Below are 18774 nucleotides of genomic sequence, written 5' to 3'. Positions count from 1 at the left end.
TATGCCCTGAAAACGTAATCCTGTCTTATCACATTAGCGAGTATCTCCATGAAAATTGGCATTATTGGTGCAATGGAAGAAGAAGTTACGCTGCTGCGTGACAAAATCGAGAACCGTCAGACACTGAACGTCGGCGGGAGCGAAATCTACACCGGTACGCTGAATGGTACAGAGGTTGCGCTACTGAAATCCGGCATTGGTAAAGTGGCTGCCGCCATGGGCGCGACGCTGCTGCTGGAGCGCTGCCAGCCGGATGTGATCATCAATACCGGTTCTGCCGGTGGCCTTGCAGCGACGCTGAAAGTGGGCGATATCGTGGTTTCCGACGAAGCGCGTTATCACGATGCTGACGTAACCGCCTTTGGCTATGATATTGGTCAATTACCCGGCTGCCCGGCAGGTTTCAAAGCGGATGACAAACTGGTTGCCGCAGCAGAAGCCTGCATTGGCGAGCTGAACCTGCACGCCGTACGCGGCCTTATCGTCAGTGGCGACGCCTTTATTAACGGTGCCGACGGTCTGGCGAAAATCCGCCACAACTTTCCGCAAGCGATCGCCGTTGAGATGGAAGCGACCGCCATCGCGCACGTTTGCCATAACTTTGGCGTGCCGTTTGTGGTGGTCCGCGCTATTTCCGACGTGGCGGACCAGCAATCCCATCTGAGCTTTGACGAATTCCTGGTGGTGGCTGCGAAGCAATCCAGCCTGATGGTTGAAACCCTGGTGCAGAAACTGGCGCGTGGCTAACTCTCTTTTCAGGGCGCTTGCCGCCCTGCTTATTCTGCTTCCGGCGTGGATTTTCGCCGCACCGCGTGTTATCTCACTTTCGCCAGCCAATACTGAACTGCTTTTCGCTGCGGGCATTACCCCTGTCGGCGTCAGCAGCTATTCCGACTACCCGCCACAAGCCGCGAAAATTGAGCAGGTGGCAAGCTGGCAAGGGATCAATCTGGAACGTATTGTCGCGCTGAAACCGGATCTGGTACTGGCCTGGCGCGGCGGCAATACCGAACGCCAGGTAAATCAGCTCAAGCAGTTCGGTATCACCGTGATGTGGGTTGATGCGATCACCATTGAGCAGGTCATCGAGACGCTGCGTAAGCTCAAAGCATACAGCCCGCATCCGCAGCAGGCAGAACAAGCGGCGCAGAAGCTGCTTTCTCAGTACCACGAATTGAAAACCCGCTACGCCAGCCTGCCGAAAAAGCGTGTGTTCCTGCAATTTGGCGCGCAGCCGCTGTTTACCAGCGGAAAAGGCTCGATTCAAAACCAGGTGCTGGAGTTGTGCGGAGGGGAAAATATCTTTGCCGCCAGCCGCGTACCGTGGCCACAAGTGAGCCGTGAACAGGTGCTGGCGCGCCAGCCGCAGGCGATTGTGGTGGCAGGTGATGAAAAAGAGATCCCGCGAATCGAACAGTTCTGGCGAAACCAGCTCAATGTACCGATTATTTCTCTGCACGGTGACTGGTTTGAACGGGCAAGCCCGCGTATTATCCTCGCCGCTCAACAACTCTGCACTGCCCTTGCGCAGGTGAAATAACCGGGGAATTCACCATGCTGGTTTACTGGCTGGATATTATCGGCACCGCCGTATTTGCGATTTCAGGCGTTCTGCTGGCGGGAAAACTGCGAATGGATCCGTTTGGTGTGCTGGTACTCGGCGTGGTCACCGCCGTTGGTGGTGGGACGATCCGCGATATGGCGCTGGCGCACGGCCCGGTGTTCTGGGTTAAAGATCCAACGGATTTAGTGGTGGCGATGGTGACCTGCATGCTAACCATTGTGCTGGTGCGTCAGCCGCGTCGCTTGCCGAAATGGATATTACCGGTACTGGATGCCGTCGGGCTGGCGGTGTTTGTCGGCATCGGCGTGAATAAAGCCTTTCTCGCCGAAACCGGCCCGCTGGTGGCGATTTGTATGGGCGTCGTTACGGGCGTTGGCGGCGGGATTATCCGGGACGTGCTGGCACGCGAAGTGCCGATGATCCTGCGTACCGAAATCTACGCCACCGCCTGTATTGCGGGTGGCATTGTGCATGCGACGGCGTATCACTTTTTTGCCATACCGCTGGAAACGGCAAGTATGATGGGCATGGTGGTCACGCTGGTTATCAGGCTGGCGGCGATTCGCTGGCACCTGAAGTTACCCACGTTTGCGCTTGATGAATCAGGCAGATAACAAAAAGCCGTGTCAGTGACACGGCTTTTTTATGCACGATGGGATTGGTTAAATACTGAATGAAGAACCGCAACCACAGGTGCTGGTCGCGTTCGGGTTAGTCACCACAAAGCGGGAACCTTCCAGACCTTCGGTGTAGTCGACTGAACCACCAACCAGATATTGCAGGCTCATCGGATCAACCACCAGGCCAACGCCCTGCTTCTCAATGGTCATATCACCATCGTTGATTTGATCGTCAAAGGTAAAACCATACTGGAAGCCGCTGCAACCACCACCGGTGATGTAGACACGCAGCTTCAGATTTGGGTTATCTTCGTCCGCAATCAGGTTTTTTACTTTGTTGGCTGCCGCGTCGGTAAACTGCAGCGGCAACGCTACGTCATCACTCATGTCTTGCTCCCGTTGATACTGCGATCTGGTCAAATAGTAACCCGACCTTTTCAGCTATTATCCAATACGCTACTAAATCGTTCAAGTATTCTCCCGCGGCAACTCACTTTCGCGAGCCGCATCCTGCCTGGCAAGCGTACGTGCCAGGATCGCGGAATAGAGCGGTTTTCCGCCTAAAAACTGTGCTAACAGTGTCGCACCAAGACAGGTAATGATCATTGGCAAAATAAGCTGATAATTGTCAGTCATTTCCAGAACCAGCACGATCCCGGTCAGCGGCGCCCGCAGCGAAGCGGCCAGTAATGCCCCCATTCCGGCGATCGCGAACGTTCCCGCGTCGAGCTGATAATGCGGAAAAATCGCTGCGCTCGCGCTGCCAAACGCCATGCCTAATACCGTGCCAAGCGCCAGCATCGGCGCAAAAATGCCGCCAGGCGCACCGGAACTAAAACAGAGTAATGTGGTTGCCACACGAATAAGGAAAATAAACAGCAATGCGCCAACGGTATAATTGCCAGCGGTCGCAATCGGGATAAGCGCAAAACCGCCGCCGGAGAGCGCGGGCGCAATCAAGCCAAGAACGCCGCAGCCGCCGCCGATGACACCGCCAACCAACACCCATTTCCCGGTATGCCCGCCGTGGATACGCTGAAACAGATCCTGGGTGCGCAACACCAGCGTGTTAAATAGCGGCCCGATCGCGCCAAAAATCATGCCCAACAGCAGATAAAGCCACAGCGTATTCACCGGCGCATTGCTGAGCTTACCGACATCAATGACCGCCGCCTCGCCGTTAAACACGCGAAAGACAATGCTCGACATAATCACGCCGGTGAACACCGCTTTAATCGAGATCAGGTTGTAGTGAAACTGCGAACGCATCTCTTCTATGATGAAAAGAATGCCGGCCAGCGGCGCGTTAAACGCGGCGGAAAGCCCGGCTGCCGCGCCGGTCGCCAGCAACGTATGACGCGCTTCACCGCTGCGCAGGCGAAACAGATCGCTCATCATGCGCCCGATATTGCCGCCGATCTGCACAGTTGGCCCTTCCCGACCCAGCACCATGCCCGCGCCAAGCGTTCCCATCCCGCCGAAAAACTTAACCGGTAAGACCCGCCACCAGCGCACCGGACGCAGCTCCTCCAGCGCACCTTCAATTTCCGGAATGCCCGAACCGCCAGCCTCAGGCGCGAACCGACGCACCAGAAAATAGCCCATCATCGCCAGCACTGCCGAGCCAATAAAGGCCAGCGGCCACACCAGTGCGCTGTCCGCCACCTGCGCCAGCGCGCCAATCCGTGCGTTCAACACCGCGTTCACGGCTTTTTCAAAAAATACGCCGACCAATCCTGTGACGGCGCCCGCGACGGCGGCAACCAGCAAAATCGCCAGTGGCGTTTTATCGCGTTGCAGCATCTGGCGCATGATGTTGCGGCGTCGCCGTTGCTCAACCTGCTGTTGTTCAAATGAAGGGATTTGTGCTGACATGGGTTTTCGATAAGTAATACAAAAGGGGCATTTTACCCGGCAAGTGCCGCCGCGTCGCGGGCAAAATCCCTGCAAAATATGTCGTTTCACCGGGGCAAAACTTTCATAACATTCCCGTAATCACATAGAATGACCGGCATTGATTTTTCCACGAACCAGGAATGAAAAGCATGAGTAAGTCTGAAAACCTCTATAACGCAGCGCGTGAGCTTATCCCGGGCGGTGTGAACTCACCCGTACGCGCCTTTACCGGCGTGGGCGGTACGCCGCTGTTTATCGAGCGTGCTGACGGTGCTTATTTGTATGATGTCGACGGCAAAGCCTATATCGATTACGTCGGATCCTGGGGGCCCATGGTGCTCGGTCACAACCATCCGGCGATTCGCAACGCGGTGATTGAAGCCGCCAGCCGCGGCCTGAGCTTCGGCGCACCTACCGAAATGGAAGTCAAAATGGCGGAGCTGGTCACTGAGCTGGTGCCGACCATGGATATGGTGCGCATGGTGAACTCCGGTACCGAAGCGACGATGAGCGCCATTCGTCTGGCGCGCGGGTTTACCGGCCGCGATAAGATCATCAAATTCGAAGGCTGCTACCACGGTCACGCCGACTGCCTGCTGGTGAAAGCCGGTTCCGGCGCGTTAACCCTGGGCCAGCCGAACTCACCGGGCGTCCCGGCCGATTTCGCTAAACATACCCTCACCTGCACCTATAACGATCTCAGCTCGGTACGCGCGGCGTTTGAGCAATATCCGCAGGAGATCGCCTGCATTATCGTTGAGCCGGTGGCTGGAAACATGAACTGTGTGCCGCCGCTGCCGGAATTCCTGCCAGGCCTGCGCACGCTGTGCGATGAATTTGGCGCGTTGCTGATTATTGATGAAGTGATGACCGGTTTCCGCGTCGCGCTGGCGGGTGCGCAGGATTATTACGGTGTCACACCGGATCTGACCTGCCTTGGCAAAATCATCGGCGGCGGCATGCCAGTTGGCGCATTCGGCGGGCGTCGCGAGGTGATGGACGCGCTGGCACCTACCGGCCCGGTCTACCAGGCCGGTACGCTCTCCGGTAACCCGATTGCCATGGCGGCGGGCTATGCCTGTTTAACCGAAGTTGCCCAACCGGGCATTCACGCCACGCTGACCGAGCTGACCACGCAACTGGCCAACGGCCTGCTTGAAGCCGCGCAGGACGCCGGCATTCCGCTGGTGGTCAACCATGTCGGCGGGATGTTTGGTCTGTTCTTTACCGATGCCGATAGCGTGACCAGCTACCAGGATGTGGTGAAGTGCGACGTTGAACGTTTTAAACGCTTCTTCCATCTGATGCTGGAAGAAGGCGTTTATCTGGCACCGTCAGCGTTTGAAGCGGGCTTTATGTCGGTTGCGCACAGTGAAGAGGACATTGATAACACCATCGATGCCGCGCGTCGCGCATTCGCCAAATTGTAATTCGCAAAGCCTCTCCCCGACGGGAGAGGCGCTCTTTTAGCGGCTCTGCTTTCTCAGCAAATAGATAAAGTACGGCGCGCCGATAAAGGTCGACAGCAACCCGGCAGGGATCTGAAACGGAAACAGCAGCATCCGTCCGCACCAGTCGGCAAACACCAGAAGTAATCCCCCCACCAGCGCCGAAATCACCATATGCGGCATCGTGCGCCGAAAACCCATCATCCGCGCGATATGCGGAGCCATCAGGCCAACAAAACTCAGCGGGCCAATGGTCATCGTCGCTGTTGCCGTGAGCGCTGCCGCCAGTAACAGCAGGCCGACGCGCGACGATGTCAACGCCATCCCGACCGAACGCGCGGTATCACCGCCGAGCGGCAAGATCATTAACCAGCGACGACACAGCGGTGTCAGCGCCAGCAAAAGGACCATCATCGCTCCGGTACGCCAGACCTGCTCAGCAGAGGCGTTATAAGTACTCCCGGAGATCCACGTCAGGATCGTCGCCATACGCGGGTCGCCACTTGCCTGCAGCATCATCAGCAGCATGGTGAACGCGGTGCTGAGCGCCATCCCCGCCAGCAGCATTCGGTGCGGTGAAAATCCGCCGCGACCGGCGGCAACCATAATGATCAGTAGCGTCATCGCCGCGCCCAGACTACCGGCAGGCATCAACCAGCCAAACGCGTTACCCGGTACGAAGAACAGCATTAACACTACGCCAAACGCCGCGCCTGAGCTTATGCCCAGCACTTCCGGGCTGGCCATCGGATTACCGGTCAGGCGCTGAATAATACAGCCCGCCACCGCCAGCATCACGCCAGCGGTAAGCGCCGCGACAATGCGCGGCCAGCGCCACGGCATCAGTTCCTCAAGCAACTGACCGCTTGCGAAGTGCCAGCCTGCCGCGTCACGCCCGAAGGTCAGTGCTAACCCCATCGCCAGCAACAGGAGCACTAAGCCACCCAACGCAAACCACTGTACCTGCTGACGCTCAGCGGCCACGTTATCCCCGGCGTTCATTGCCGGAGCGCTCATACTGCGCAGACGCGGCAACAGCCACAGCAACAGCGGCGCACCAATCAGCGCGGTAATCGAACCGGTGGAAACCTCCATCCATACGCGTGTCAGCCACCAGATCACTTGATCGGAAAGCCAGAGGATCAGCGCGCCAATCAGTGGTGCCAGCAGCAGGCGTGACAACAAACGACGCGCACCGAGCATTTTCGCCAACAGCGGTGCAAACAGGCCGATAAAACCGATAATGCCGACCGCATTGACCAGTAACGCACTCAGCGCAATCGCCAGCGTCAGCGCTGCCAGACGCGCCAGCGACAATGCCAGGCCAAGATTTCGCGCAACGCCGTCATCCAGCCCCATCAGCGTCAGCGGGCGCAACAGCAGCAACGTTAACACCGCACAGCCAAGCAGCTGCGGCCACAAGCGCTGCACGATGCTCCAGTCGGTTTGCGTTAGCGTCCCGGTGCTCCATAAAAACATGCTTTGCAGCTGATCGTGATGGAACAGCGCCAGCAACTGGTTAATCGCCCCGCAATACAAGCTCACCACCAGACCGGCGAGGATCAACGTCACTGGCGACAAACGCTTGCCCCAGGCAACGCCAAACACCAGCGCACCGACCGCACATGCCCCGGCAAGCGCGGCAAACTGTGAAGCCAGCACACCGGGGATCGCCCACAGCGTGGTCACGGTAATGCCCAATTGCGCGCCGGTCGCCACACCGAGCGTGGTCGGTTCGGCAAGCGGGTTACGCAGCACCTGCTGAAACAGCACACCGACCAGACCAAGCCCGGCACCAACCAACAGAGAAATCACCAGACGCGGCAACAGGCTGTAGTGAAACAGCATCTGATCGATAAAGTTGATGTCCGGCGCGACGAATGCCTGCGCCCACTGCGCACGCGGCAAGGCGACGGTTAAATTGTTCCAGGTAAGCGCGGCGGCAGTGATAAACAGCACCGTCAGCAGCAACGCCGGGAAAGGCGAAACACGTCGGTTCATGCCCGGCCTCCCAGCGCGTTGTCCAGCACGCGGATAAAATGCATCGCCGACAGCGTTGCGCCATAAAACCAGACCGCCGGAACCCGCTGGAAACGCCCGGCGCGCACGAAGGGCATTGCCTGCCACAACGGCGTCGCCATCAGTTTTTGCATATCCTGCTCGTTACCGTGATCGAAACAGATAACATCAACGTCTTTGTATTCCGCCAGCCGGTCGATACCCACCGCCACGCTGCCCCAGAAAGAGGTTTCGCCGTGCCAGGCGTTACGAATACCCACGCTATCGAGCACTTCCTGGAACAGGCAGTTCGGCCCAAACGCCAGCACATGGCGCGGGTCGAGCAAGGTGATCATCAACAACGGGCGATCGCCACGACGCGCAAAATGCGGTTTTCGCGCTTCAATCAGGGCATCAAATTCGTCGAGATGTTTTTTCGCCTCCGCTTCCAGATTCAGGATCTGCGCCATCTCGTTTAACGAGTGCCTGGCCATGGCGAGCGGCTTTTTGCCATCGCTAAAAGTGAAGCCGCGTCCCGGCGCGATTTTCGCCAGCTTCGCTTCGGAAGGGCCATAACCTGCCGACCACACCAGCCAGGAGGGTTTCATTTGCGTCAGTAATTCGAGATTGGGCTCGGTACGTAGCCCAACGTCAATCACCGAAGCGGGCAGCGCAGGCTCGTTGACCCACAAGTTGTAACTCTGCACATCCGCCACGCCATAAGGCGCGACGCCGAGCGCCAGCAGCAATTCAACCGGCAGCCACTCCAGCGCGACAATACGCGTGGGATCGATCGCCGCTGCTTGCGCGCTGCGCATGTTCCACAACAGGGGAGAGAGCGCCATCGCCGTCAGTAAGCGACGACGGCTAATGTGATGTAATCCAGCCATCAGTAGACAAAACTCACCGGTGCTGCACCCGCAGGATGCGGCAGGATCCCCATCGGGATGCCGTAAATCTGTTCCAGCGTTTCGGCGCGCATTAACCTTTCCGGCGTCCCTTCGGCGATCATTTCACCGCCGCGCAGCGCCACCAGATAATCGCAATATCGCGCCGCCATATTGATATCGTGCAGCACAGCAATCACCGTCAGCCCGCGCTGCTGGCTCAACCGGTGCACCAGCGCCAGCACATCCACCTGATGGGCGATGTCCAGCGCCGAGGTGGGTTCATCCAGCAGCAGGCAACGGCTGTCCTGCGCTACCAGCATGGCAATCCACGCGCGCTGGCGCTCGCCGCCGGAAAGGCTATCCACCAGGCGGTGCGCCAGCGGTTTTAACCCCACCAGCGCAATCGCTTCTTCCACTTTTTCTCTGTCGGCAATGCCAAAACGTCCCAACGCCCCGTGCCACGGGTAGCGGCCAATCGCCACCAGTTCACGAACCGTCATCCCTTCCGCCTGCGGCAACTGCTGCGGCAGATAGGCCACTTTGCGGGCGAACGCTTTGCTGTTCCAGCTCTCAAGCGGCTGCCCATCAAGCAGGATATCCCCGTCCGATGGCGGCTGGTGGCGGCCAAGCATTTTCAGCAGCGTGGATTTACCGGAACCGTTGTGGCCAATCAAACCGGTGACTTTACCCACCGGAAAGGTGAGCGACAACGGGTGCAGCAACGTGCGTCCGGGAACACGAAAGGTGACATCGGTAAGTTGAAAGGTGGTATCGGGAAGCGCTTTGTTTTCCTGCATGATTGCCAACTTATAAAAGGGCACGGCGAACCGTGCCCGAAGAGAGATTAGAAGCGGAAGGTTGCTGTCGCCACCACCTGGCGTTCTGCGCCCCAGAAGCAGCCATAGGTGTCGAAACAGCTTGAGACGTATTCACGATCAAGCAGGTTAGTGACGTTCACAGCAAGGCTGGAGCCCGCCAGGCCAAAGCGTGCCAGATCGTATTTCACCACGGCATCCATCACCGCCGCACTACCGACCTTGAATGTGTTATTCGGATCGCCGTAGCTGGAACCGATTAAACGGCCACCTGTACCCACGGTCAGGCCAGAAAGCATGCCCGAGTTGAAGGTGTAGTCACCCCACAAGGAAGCCATATGTTTCGGAATTTGTACCGGCGTTTTGCCTTTCAGCGTGGTGTCCTGCGTGTACTCGGCATTGGTATAGGTGTAGGACGCCGTTACGTTGACGTTCGCGTTAACTGCGGCTTTTGCCTCCAGTTCAACGCCACGAGAGCGAATTTCACCTGCAGGAACTTGTGCGAACGGGTTAGTCGGATCCGTAGTCAGGTTGTTTGTTTTGGTGAGCTGATAAAGCGCGCCCGTAATAACAACCGGCATATCTTTCGGTACGTATTTCACGCCCGCTTCGTATTGCTTACCTTTCGACGGCGCATAAGCCACGTTATCAGCAGGGGTCGCAGCCCAGGCTTTTGACGGGTTAGGCTCAAAAGATTCGCTATAGCTGGCATAAGGCGTAATGCCATTATCGAAGAGATAGTTCACCCCGGCACGCCAGGTAAACTGATTGTCATCGCGCTTCACTTTCTGGCCGCTACTGCGAATAAGCGTTGCCTGTTCGGACCAGTCATAACGACCGCCGACGGTTGCCACCCACTTATTCCATTCCAGTTGGTCCTGAACGTACAGCCCGGTTTGGTGTTGGGTATTTAACTGGAAAGGCGTCGCGGTCGGGAAATCAACATCGGTATAAACCGGATTATTCATATCCAGCGTAGGCGCACTTCCGTAGGCGTTTTTGATGTCATTACGAAAACGGGAGTAATCAATGCCCGTCAGAACGATGTGGGAAACATCACCCGTCGCGAATTTACTTTCTAACTGGGTGTCGACGCCGAAATCGCTGTAGTCTTCGTCAGCCACAATGATTGAACGTGTAAGCTGATCGTTTGTAGCGCCAAAGCCATAAACGGTTTTCTGCGAGGTTTTAATCTGGCTGTAGCGCAGGTTCTGGCGAACGGTGAACACATCATCAAACGCGTGTTCAAAACTGTAACCCACCAGGCGCTGATAACGGGAATATTCGTTGTTCGGCGCACTGTCAGTAAAGCCTGGCGAGACACGTTTTCCCGAAGCCAATGGCTCAACCGTGCCCTCTTTTGGCAACCAACCGTAATAACCCGTATTCGGTTCGTTCTGAATGTTCGCCAGCAATGTCAGGTTGGTTTTATCATCCGGGCGCCAGCTAAATGACGGTGCAATGGCGTAGCGTTTTTGTTTCGCAAAGTCCTGCTGCTCATCGTTAGAACGTGCAAGACCGGTCAAGCGGTAAGCATACTTGCCGTCATCATCCAGCGCATCGCTAAAATCGAAACCAGTCTGGTAGAGATTATCGGTGCCCATTTTGAACTGAATTTCATGCAGCGGCTCGGTGGTCGGACGCTTGCTGACCATCGCGATGATACCGCCCGGATTGCTCTTACCGTACAGAACGGAAGTCGGTCCACGCATCAGTTCAACACGCTCCAGCATGTAGGGATCGATGGTCGCACCGCTGTAGTAATCCCCCTGCAGTTTAATGCCATCCAGGTAGTTGTTCTGCGTAGGTCCAGGTGTGGAGAAACCACGAATGCTGACGAAGTCGTAAGTGTTCGATGCACCACGGTTGCTAACCACCACGCCAGGCGTATAACCCAGCGCTTCTTTCACCGAGGCAGGCTGACGGATTTGCATCTCTTCATTCGTTACCACCGAAACAGACTGCGGCGTCTTTTCAATCGGGGTATCCGTTTTGGTCGCCGTGGCGGAACGTTTTGCCGCGATAGTCGGCGCGGGTCCCCATGCGCTTTCCTGGGGTGCCGCGCTGGTGGTAACGGTGATGGTCTCTTCTTTTTGGGTTGTTGCAGCCTGTGCGTAAACAGACATGCCGCTAACCGCTGTGGCTACTACAACTGCGATTTTACGCAGCGTAGTGTTGACTGGCTGAGCAGTGTTAGGACGCGCCATTGGTTTATCTCTGATTCAAATGAGTGAACGATAACGTAAACGAGAATTATTATTATGACCGCAGCATAATATGCGAAGCGCTGTGCGCATAGCAAGCAGTAAGCCGCCTGAAACGGCGTGAAGGATGAAGAAATAACCAGACGAAAAGCAGGTGGTTAACAGGGGTTTAAAACAACGTTATTTGCATGTTTAAGGCGTTAAAAAACCCCCGGTGTTGCCATCGGGGGTTTCAGGTTTTGTCACGACAGATAGTTAATTACCGCCAAACATCTCTTTGATCCAGCCAGCGACACCATCGCTTTTCTGCTCCTGCTGCGGCGGCTGTTGAGGCTGCTGCTGCGCTGGTTGCTGCGGCTGCTGGGACTGATCAAACGGGTTGCCGCTTGGCGGCTGCACCTGGTTTTGCTGGCACAGCGTTTCCGGGTTCGTCGTCCAGACCGGAAGCTGACGCACGCCGCCGCCACCGCAAACGAAATTACCCATGTCGTCAACGCCCATATTGGTAATGTCTTCCGGAGGTGTCAGATCCAGCGGGATCGGCGACTGATTTTCCAGATAACGCTGGTAAATCGCCATCGCGCCGCTGGCACCATACAGCTTCGTCGGCTGGTTATTATCACGGCCGACCCAGGTAATGGTCACTTCGCGCCCGTCAATGCCCGCAAACCAGGTATCAACGTTGTTGTTGGTGGTACCAGTTTTACCCGCCAGATGCAGGCCCGGATACTTCGCGCCAAGCTGGCGGCCAGTGCCGCGCTGGACAACCTGCTGCATCGTCCACAGCGTCATGTATGCCGCCTGCGCCGGTACGGCGCGCTCGGCCTGCGGGAAGCTCTGATACAGCACCGTGCCATCTTCGGCAATGACCGAACGCAGCGCGGAAAGCGGCGCGCGGTTACCACCGCTGGCGATGGTCTGGAAAGCCTGCGCCACTTCAATCGGCGTCAGGTTCAGCGCCCCGAGCAACATAGACGGCATGCCGGTCAGTTGATCTTTCGGTGCGCCAAGTTTCTGCCAGGTATCGGTTACAGCAGGTAAACCCACAGCCATCCCGAGGTTCACCGTCGGTACGTTCATCGAACGGGTCAACGCATCGACCAGCATCACCTGGCCGCTAAAACGACGGTCATCGTTCTGCGGCGCCCACACCTGGCCGTTAGACAAGCGCAGCGAAATCGGCGCATCGGCAATCCAGGTATTCAGGCGATAGATGTTCGGCTGGCTCAGCGCCGTCAGATAGGTTGCCGGTTTCGCCAGCGAACCAATAGAGCGGCGCGCCTGCATCGCACGGTTATAGCCCGCGAATTGCGGCGTCGCACCGCCGACCATCGCGCGCACTTCACCGGTGTAGCGGTCAACTACCACCATTGCCGTTTCAAGATCGGTCAACTTGCGCTGTTTGATCAGCAGCGGAATACCTTCCACTGCCGCTTTTTCGGCGGCGTCCTGCGCCACGGAATCAAAAGTGGTGAAGATCTTCACGCCGGAGAGATCTTTCACCTTATCGCCGAGCTTAGCCTGCAACTCCTGGCGTACCATCTGCATAAATGCCGGCTGCGGTGAAATCACCCCGCCGCGCGGCTGCACGCCCAGCGGACGCGCGCTCAGCATGTCATACAACTCCTGGTCGATAACGTTCTGCTGTTGCAGCAAACGCAGTACCAGGTTACGGCGTTCCAGCGCCAGTTTCGGGTTACGCCACGGGTTGTAGATTGACGCGCCTTTCACCATCCCCACCAGCAATGCCTGCTGATCAAGGCTCAGCTCTTCCACCGGGCGGCCAAAATAGTAGAGGCTCGCCAGCGGGAAACCGCGGATCTCATTGTCGCCGCTCTGACCGAGGTACACCTCGTTCATATACAGCTCAAGAATGCGATCTTTGCTGTAGCGGGCATCCATAATCAGCGCCATATAGGCTTCGTTGGCTTTACGCCAGTAAGAGCGCTCGCTGCTGAGGAACAGGTTTTTCACCAGCTGCTGCGTCAGCGTACTCGCCCCTTGCACCGTGCGTCCGGCGGTCAGGTTCGCCAGCACCGCACGGCCAATGGAGTAAAAGCTGATGCCGTCGTGCTCGTAGAAGTGGCGGTCTTCGGTCGCCAGCAGCGTATCCACCAGCAGATCCGGGAAACCATTGCGCGGTACGAACAGACGCTGCTCGCCATTCGGCGAAGAGAGCATGGTGATCAGGCGCGGATCGAGGCGGAAGAAACCGAACTGGCGGTTGCTGTCCATATTCTCGATGGTTTCCAGACGAGAGCCGTCAAAGGTCAGACGCGCGCGCACCTGCCCTTCTTTACTGTCCGGGAAATCAAACGGACGGCGGATCATCTCAATGCTTTTCGCCTGCACGGTAAACTCGCCGGGACGCGTCATCTTCGTCACCTGGCGGTACTGCGTAGCTTCCAGCAGTTTCACCATCTCGTTTTTACTGATTGCCATATCCGGTTCGAGGTTGACCATACGGCCATACACCGCGGCAGGCAGTTGCCAGACTTTGCCGTCGATACGGGCACGGATTTTTTGATCCAGATAAACGCCATAAATGGCGCACAGCACGGCCAGAACGATGGCAATTTTTAACAGCAGCCAGAACCAGCCGCGTTTGCCGCGTGGCTTCTTGCCTTTGCCTCTTCCTTTTTTCGGCATCGGTTCCTCGTCTTCATCGTCATCTTCATACTCGTCGTACTCCTCTTCCCGAAGTCGACGACGGCTGATTTTCTCTTTCGCCGGACGCGCTGGTTTCCCCTTGCGTCCAATTGGCTCGCGGTCATTCCCCGCCATGCTTTACTCTCCGCAACTTTCAGGCGCAAGGGCCTGATTCTCAACTCTTCCGCACCGGGGCAGAAGAAGAAATCTCTCAATTTATCGCACTGTTCGATGGCGAGAAGCCCATCCCTGTTACGAATACTTTTTGGTGCGCCGCGTCGGTGCCGTATTGGCCGGATCGTCCGGCCAGACATGCTTCGGGTAGCGCCCTTTCATCTCTTTTTGCACTTCGCGATACGCGCCCGCCCAAAACGCGCTTAAATCACGGGTGATTTGCAGCGGACGTTGCGCCGGGGAAAGCAGCTCCAGCACCAGCGCCACGCGCCCTTGCGCAATGACAGGCGTTGTCGCTTCGCCAAACATCTCTTGCATGCGCACCGCCAGCGCCGGTGGGTTATCTTCGTGATAACGAATCGCTATCCGGCTTCCCGTCGGCACAGTGTAATGCGCAGGCAGCTCACTATCCAGACGTTGACGTAATGACCACGGCATCGCATTTTGTAACGCCTGGCTTAAATCGAGCGCTTTCAGCTCACGCAGCGAGCGGATACCGCTCATTTGAGGCAATAACCACTGCTCAAGGTTTTCCAGCAGCGAGGCCTCATCGACCGCAGGCCAGTCAACCTCCGGTAGCCACTTCGCCGCACAGTGTAAACGCAAACGCAATTGCTCGGCGTCCGGCGTCCAGTTCAGTACCCGCAAGCCTTTATCACGAATGCCGTTCAGCATCGCCTGATGCAACTCCTCTTCAGAGGGCTTCGCCAGCGGCTGCACTTTTAACGTCAGTTGGCCTATCTGGCTGCGACGAAACGCTTTTAATGTGCCCTGCGCCTCGTCCCACTCAACCGTGTCGGACTGCTGCAATAAATGTGGGCAGCGGGTGATAAGCGCGTCGATATCCAGCGGTAGCGCCAGCAAAATGCGCGCATCCGGCGATGCGCTGCCCTGCAACAGCAGAGGTGCTATCAGCCATTCGTGGCGGTTGAGCGCATCATCGGCATCCAGCGTTGCGCCCATGCCGTTCGCCAGTTGATAGCGACCTTCCTGCCCGCGCCGGCGGGCAATGCGATCGGCAAAGGCGCTTGCCAGCAACGGCGCAAGAGCGGTGTTATTCAGCTCGCCATCACTGCTGTTCAGGCGGCGTGCCAGCTGGCGCGCACGCTGCTGCCAGTTTGGCTGGTTGCGTGAAAACGCCGCGCTCAAATCACTGTTTGCGCCGCGCGGTGGCTCTTCCAGAATCGCCGCCAGCTTCGACGCCGTGGCAATTTCGTCGCGACCATTCGCCGCCGCCAGCATCGCCGCAAGCCGCGGATCGTTACCGAGCGCCGCCATGCGTTGTCCAAACGCCGTCAGCCGCCCGTCCTCAAGCGCCTGCAACTGGCTGAGCAGCTTGCGCGCCGCCGCGAGATTCACCGCTGGCGGCAGATCCAGCCATTTGAGCTGGGCAGGATCCTGGCATCCCCACTGTATTAATTCCATCAACAGTCCGGATAAATCACTACTCAATATTTCTGGGCTGCTCTGCGCCGCCGCGCGCTCCGCTTGCTCTTTACTCAGTAAATGCACGCAAATGCCAGGCTCAAGACGACCGGCACGCCCGGCGCGCTGCGTCATCGAAGCAACACTAATGCGCTGTGTCACCAGCCGGGTTAAGCCGCTGCGGGCATCAAACCGCGCGACGCGCTCCTGGGCGCTATCCACCACCAGGCGAATGCCTTCAATGGTCAAACTGGTTTCGGCGATATTGGTAGCAAGCACCACTTTTCGCAGCCCTTTGGGCGCGGGCAAAATGGCTTTGCGCTGCTCACTGAGCGGTAGCGCGCCATAGAGCGGGCAGAGGAGAACATCGCTGCCGACGCGGGAAGCCAGTTGCTCCTGTACGCGCTGGATTTCACCAACACCGGGTAAAAACAGCAGCAGCGAACCGGGTTCATTACGCAGCACTTCCGCTGTCGCCTGGGCAATCGCCTCGTCAAAGCGAAGATGAGTCGGCAATGGCTGATAGCGTTGCTCAACCGGATAGGCACGTCCGGCGGAAATAATGGCTGGCGCATCCGGCAGCAGCGCTTGTAAACGTGCATTATCAAGCGTTGCCGACATCACCAGCAGTTTGAGATCATCGCGCAGTCCTTGCTGCACATCCAGCAGCAATGCCAGGGCGAGATCCGCTTGCAGGCTGCGCTCGTGGAACTCATCGAGGATCACCAGCCCCACACCGCTGAGTTCCGGATCTTGCTGCACCAGCCGCGTCAAAATGCCTTCTGTCACCACTTCGAGCCGGGTAGTCGGCCCTACGCAGGTTTCCGCACGCATACGGTACCCCACGGTTTCGCCGGGTTTTTCATCAAGCAGCTCCGCCAGTCGCTGTGCCACATTGCGCGCCGCCAGCCGACGCGGCTCAAGCAGCAAAATACGGCCATCAATGTCGCCGTGTTGCAGCAGTTGCAACGGCAACCAGGTCGATTTCCCTGCGCCGGTGGGCGCGCTTAACAGTACCTGTGGCGCGGCGCGCAGGGCAGAAAGAATATCGGGCAGAACGGCGGCGACTGGCAGTGAGGACACAAAAGCTCCGGAGGGTTAACATAAGCCGGCCAGCAGTATAACATCGCCGTAAACCTTTGACCTCGAGCCTGCCATGTCTGAACCAAAAAGGCTGTTTTTCGCCCTTGAACTCCCTGCGGATATTCAGACGCAGGTGGTGCAGTGGCGTGCGCAGCAGTTCCCGCCGGATGCGGGGCGACCGATTGCAGCGGCGAATCTGCATCTGACGCTGGCGTTTCTCGGCGAAATCAGTGCGGAAAAACAGCGCGCACTGGAAGCGCTGGCCGGACGGATACGCCAGCCGGGTTTCACGCTCACGCTGGACGATGCCGGGCAATGGCTGCGTTCACGCGTCGTCTGGCTCGGTTCACGCCAGCCGCCGCGCGGGCTGCTGCAATTGGCGGATATGCTCCGCGCCCAGGCTTCCCGCAGCGGGTGTTATCAAAGCCCGCAGCCGTTTCACCCGCACATTACGCTGCTGCGCGACGCCAGCCACGCCGTCACTATTCCACCGCCGGGTTTTCGCTGGTCATTTCCGGTGACGGCGTTTGCATTGTATGAATCGCAATTTATTCAGGGTCGAACCCGCTACACGCCGTTGCATCGCTGGACGCTCAAAAACTAAGGATTCTCCATGGATTTTTCCCCGCCGCTTAACGCCGCCACGCTGATTCAGCGTTATAAACGCTTCCTTGCGGATGTGGTTACGCCTGAAGGGGAAACCCTCACGCTGCATTGCCCGAATACCGGTGCGATGACCGGTTGTGCGACGCCAGGCGACACGGTCTGGTATTCCACGTCGAATAATCCTAAGCGCAAATATGCCCATACGTGGGAATTATCCCAAACCCAACAGGGGGCATTTATTTGCGTCAATACTCAGCGGGCAAATATGCTGACAAAAGAAGCAATATTAGCAGGCAGCCTGCCTGAGCTAACCGGATATAGCACGCTGAAAAGCGAAGTAAAATATGGTGCGGAAGGTAGCAGAATTGATTTTCTGTTACAGGCAGATGACCGGCGCAACTGCTATATTGAAGTGAAATCGGTCACGCTCGCCGAGCAGCAGTCAGGCTACTTCCCGGATGCCGTCACCCTGCGGGGACAGAAGCATTTACGGGAATTAATGAGCGTCGCGGCCAACGGCGATCGCGCGGTAATTCTGTTTGCCGTTCTGCACTCCGCCGTTGAACATTTTTCTCCCGCACGCCATATTGATGAGGAATACGCACGATTACTGAATGAAGCACAACGCCGTGGGGTGGAAGTAATCGCTTATAAAGCGGAACTTTCTGCCGATAATATCACTCTTAGGTTGCCACTACCTTTTACGGTATAAAGGCAAGCTTTTGACGAGTAAGTGATTTGGTCGCGTGCGCAAATACGCTTTTCTTCACAGGGTTGTCAAGTGTTACGTTTAGATATTTGCCATCCGTAAAAGCATCTGCTATTTATAGCGGCCTGATTTTTCCCCCACACGGGGATCGATAGTGCGTGTTAAGGAGAAGCAACATGCAAGAAGGGCAAAACCGTAAAACATCGTCCCTGAGTATTCTCGCCATCGCTGGGGTGGAGCCGTATCAAGAGAAACCGGGCGAAGAGTATATGAACGAAGCCCAGCTGGCGCACTTCAAGCGTATTCTTGAAGCATGGCGTAATCAACTTAGGGATGAAGTCGATCGCACCGTCACGCATATGCAGGACGAAGCAGCTAACTTCCCCGATCCGGTCGACCGTGCCGCGCAGGAAGAAGAGTTCAGCCTCGAACTGCGTAACCGTGATCGCGAGCGCAAGTTGATTAAAAAGATCGAGAAGACGCTGAAAAAAGTGGAAGACGAAGATTTCGGCTTCTGCGAATCCTGTGGCGTTGAAATTGGTATCCGTCGTCTGGAAGCACGTCCGACTGCCGACCTGTGCATCGACTGCAAAACCCTGGCGGAAATCCGCGAAAAACAGATGGCGGGTTAATCTCCTGACGTCTTCGATGGCGCACCGCTAAGGTGTGGTGCGCCCTATATGGCGGGATGGA

The 18774-nt window shown here is 57.2% G+C and carries 15 protein-coding genes; 7 read left to right on the top strand and 8 right to left on the bottom strand.

Annotated features, from left to right (window positions below):
• The first annotated feature begins 48 nt into the window (after positions 1 to 48).
• The 3 genes from mtnN to BN2591_RS08375 are packed head-to-tail and all read left to right on the top strand — an operon-like array spanning position 49 to position 2178.
• Entirely contained in the window at positions 49 to 747 is a 699-nt protein-coding gene (gene mtnN, locus BN2591_RS08385) for a 5'-methylthioadenosine/S-adenosylhomocysteine nucleosidase (RefSeq protein ID WP_086870611.1), read from the top strand.
• Entirely contained in the window at positions 740 to 1540 is an 801-nt protein-coding gene (btuF, locus tag BN2591_RS08380; RefSeq protein WP_086870609.1) for a vitamin B12 ABC transporter substrate-binding protein BtuF, read from the top strand. The genes mtnN and btuF overlap by 8 nt, the downstream gene beginning before the upstream one ends.
• A 14-nt stretch (positions 1541 to 1554) precedes the next feature.
• Complete coding sequence (locus tag BN2591_RS08375; protein ID WP_086870608.1) at positions 1555 to 2178, top strand: TRIC cation channel family protein; 624 nt, start codon at positions 1555 to 1557, stop codon at positions 2176 to 2178.
• 48 nt (positions 2179 to 2226) lie between these two features.
• On the opposite strand, the gene erpA is transcribed toward BN2591_RS08375, so the two are convergent.
• Positions 2227 to 2571, bottom strand: a complete 345-nt coding sequence (erpA, locus tag BN2591_RS08370) for an iron-sulfur cluster insertion protein ErpA (protein ID WP_017457984.1) — start codon at positions 2569 to 2571, stop codon at positions 2227 to 2229.
• Positions 2572 to 2652: 81 nt separating this feature from the next.
• The gene (gene clcA / locus BN2591_RS08365) at positions 2653 to 4059 is read right to left on the bottom strand and encodes a H(+)/Cl(-) exchange transporter ClcA (protein WP_086870606.1); all 1407 of its coding nucleotides are present in this window, start codon (positions 4057 to 4059) and stop codon (positions 2653 to 2655) included.
• Positions 4060 to 4229: 170 nt separating this feature from the next.
• Here clcA and hemL point away from each other — a divergent pair, with 170 nt between their 5' ends.
• On the top strand, positions 4230 to 5510 hold the full coding sequence (gene hemL, locus BN2591_RS08360) for a glutamate-1-semialdehyde 2,1-aminomutase (RefSeq protein ID WP_086870605.1): 1281 nt from the start codon (positions 4230 to 4232) through the stop codon (positions 5508 to 5510).
• 36 nt (positions 5511 to 5546) lie between these two features.
• On the opposite strand, the gene fhuB is transcribed toward hemL, so the two are convergent.
• From fhuB to hrpB, 6 genes are all read right to left on the bottom strand, one after another.
• Positions 5547 to 7529, bottom strand: a complete 1983-nt coding sequence (fhuB, locus tag BN2591_RS08355; RefSeq protein WP_086870603.1) for a Fe(3+)-hydroxamate ABC transporter permease FhuB — start codon at positions 7527 to 7529, stop codon at positions 5547 to 5549.
• Entirely contained in the window at positions 7526 to 8416 is an 891-nt protein-coding gene (gene fhuD / locus BN2591_RS08350; protein ID WP_086870601.1) for a Fe(3+)-hydroxamate ABC transporter substrate-binding protein FhuD, read from the bottom strand. Before fhuD ends, fhuB begins: the two co-directional genes overlap by 4 nt.
• Positions 8416 to 9213 (bottom strand): Fe3+-hydroxamate ABC transporter ATP-binding protein FhuC, encoded by a 798-nt coding sequence (gene fhuC, locus BN2591_RS08345; protein ID WP_086870599.1) that lies wholly within the window; start codon positions 9211 to 9213, stop codon positions 8416 to 8418. Before fhuC ends, fhuD begins: the two co-directional genes overlap by 1 nt.
• A gap of 47 nt (positions 9214 to 9260) precedes the next feature.
• A complete protein-coding gene (gene fhuA, locus BN2591_RS08340) occupies positions 9261 to 11438 on the bottom strand; it encodes a ferrichrome porin FhuA (protein ID WP_017457977.1) in 2178 nt (725 codons plus the stop codon).
• A gap of 252 nt (positions 11439 to 11690) precedes the next feature.
• Positions 11691 to 14219: a bifunctional glycosyl transferase/transpeptidase gene (gene mrcB, locus BN2591_RS08335; protein WP_086870597.1), complete on the bottom strand. Its 2529-nt coding sequence runs from the start codon at positions 14217 to 14219 to the stop codon at positions 11691 to 11693.
• Positions 14220 to 14336: 117 nt separating this feature from the next.
• On the bottom strand, positions 14337 to 16766 hold the full coding sequence (gene hrpB, locus BN2591_RS08330; RefSeq protein ID WP_086870595.1) for an ATP-dependent helicase HrpB: 2430 nt from the start codon (positions 16764 to 16766) through the stop codon (positions 14337 to 14339).
• 73 nt (positions 16767 to 16839) lie between these two features.
• Here hrpB and thpR point away from each other — a divergent pair, with 73 nt between their 5' ends.
• The 3 genes from thpR (at position 16840) to dksA (ending at position 18713) form a co-directional block, all read left to right on the top strand.
• On the top strand, positions 16840 to 17370 hold the full coding sequence (thpR, locus tag BN2591_RS08325) for an RNA 2',3'-cyclic phosphodiesterase (RefSeq protein ID WP_086870593.1): 531 nt from the start codon (positions 16840 to 16842) through the stop codon (positions 17368 to 17370).
• A gap of 9 nt (positions 17371 to 17379) precedes the next feature.
• Positions 17380 to 18084 (top strand): DNA/RNA nuclease SfsA, encoded by a 705-nt coding sequence (gene sfsA / locus BN2591_RS08320; RefSeq protein ID WP_086870591.1) that lies wholly within the window; start codon positions 17380 to 17382, stop codon positions 18082 to 18084.
• Between the two features lie 173 nt (positions 18085 to 18257).
• The gene (gene dksA / locus BN2591_RS08310; protein ID WP_007373199.1) at positions 18258 to 18713 is read left to right on the top strand and encodes an RNA polymerase-binding protein DksA; all 456 of its coding nucleotides are present in this window, start codon (positions 18258 to 18260) and stop codon (positions 18711 to 18713) included.
• Positions 18714 to 18774: the final 61 nt, after the last annotated feature.

It is taken from the genome of Kosakonia pseudosacchari (assembly GCF_900184035.1).
Lineage (GTDB): Bacteria > Pseudomonadota > Gammaproteobacteria > Enterobacterales > Enterobacteriaceae > Kosakonia > Kosakonia pseudosacchari.
This window is presented reverse-complemented; position numbering and strand designations above follow the sequence as displayed.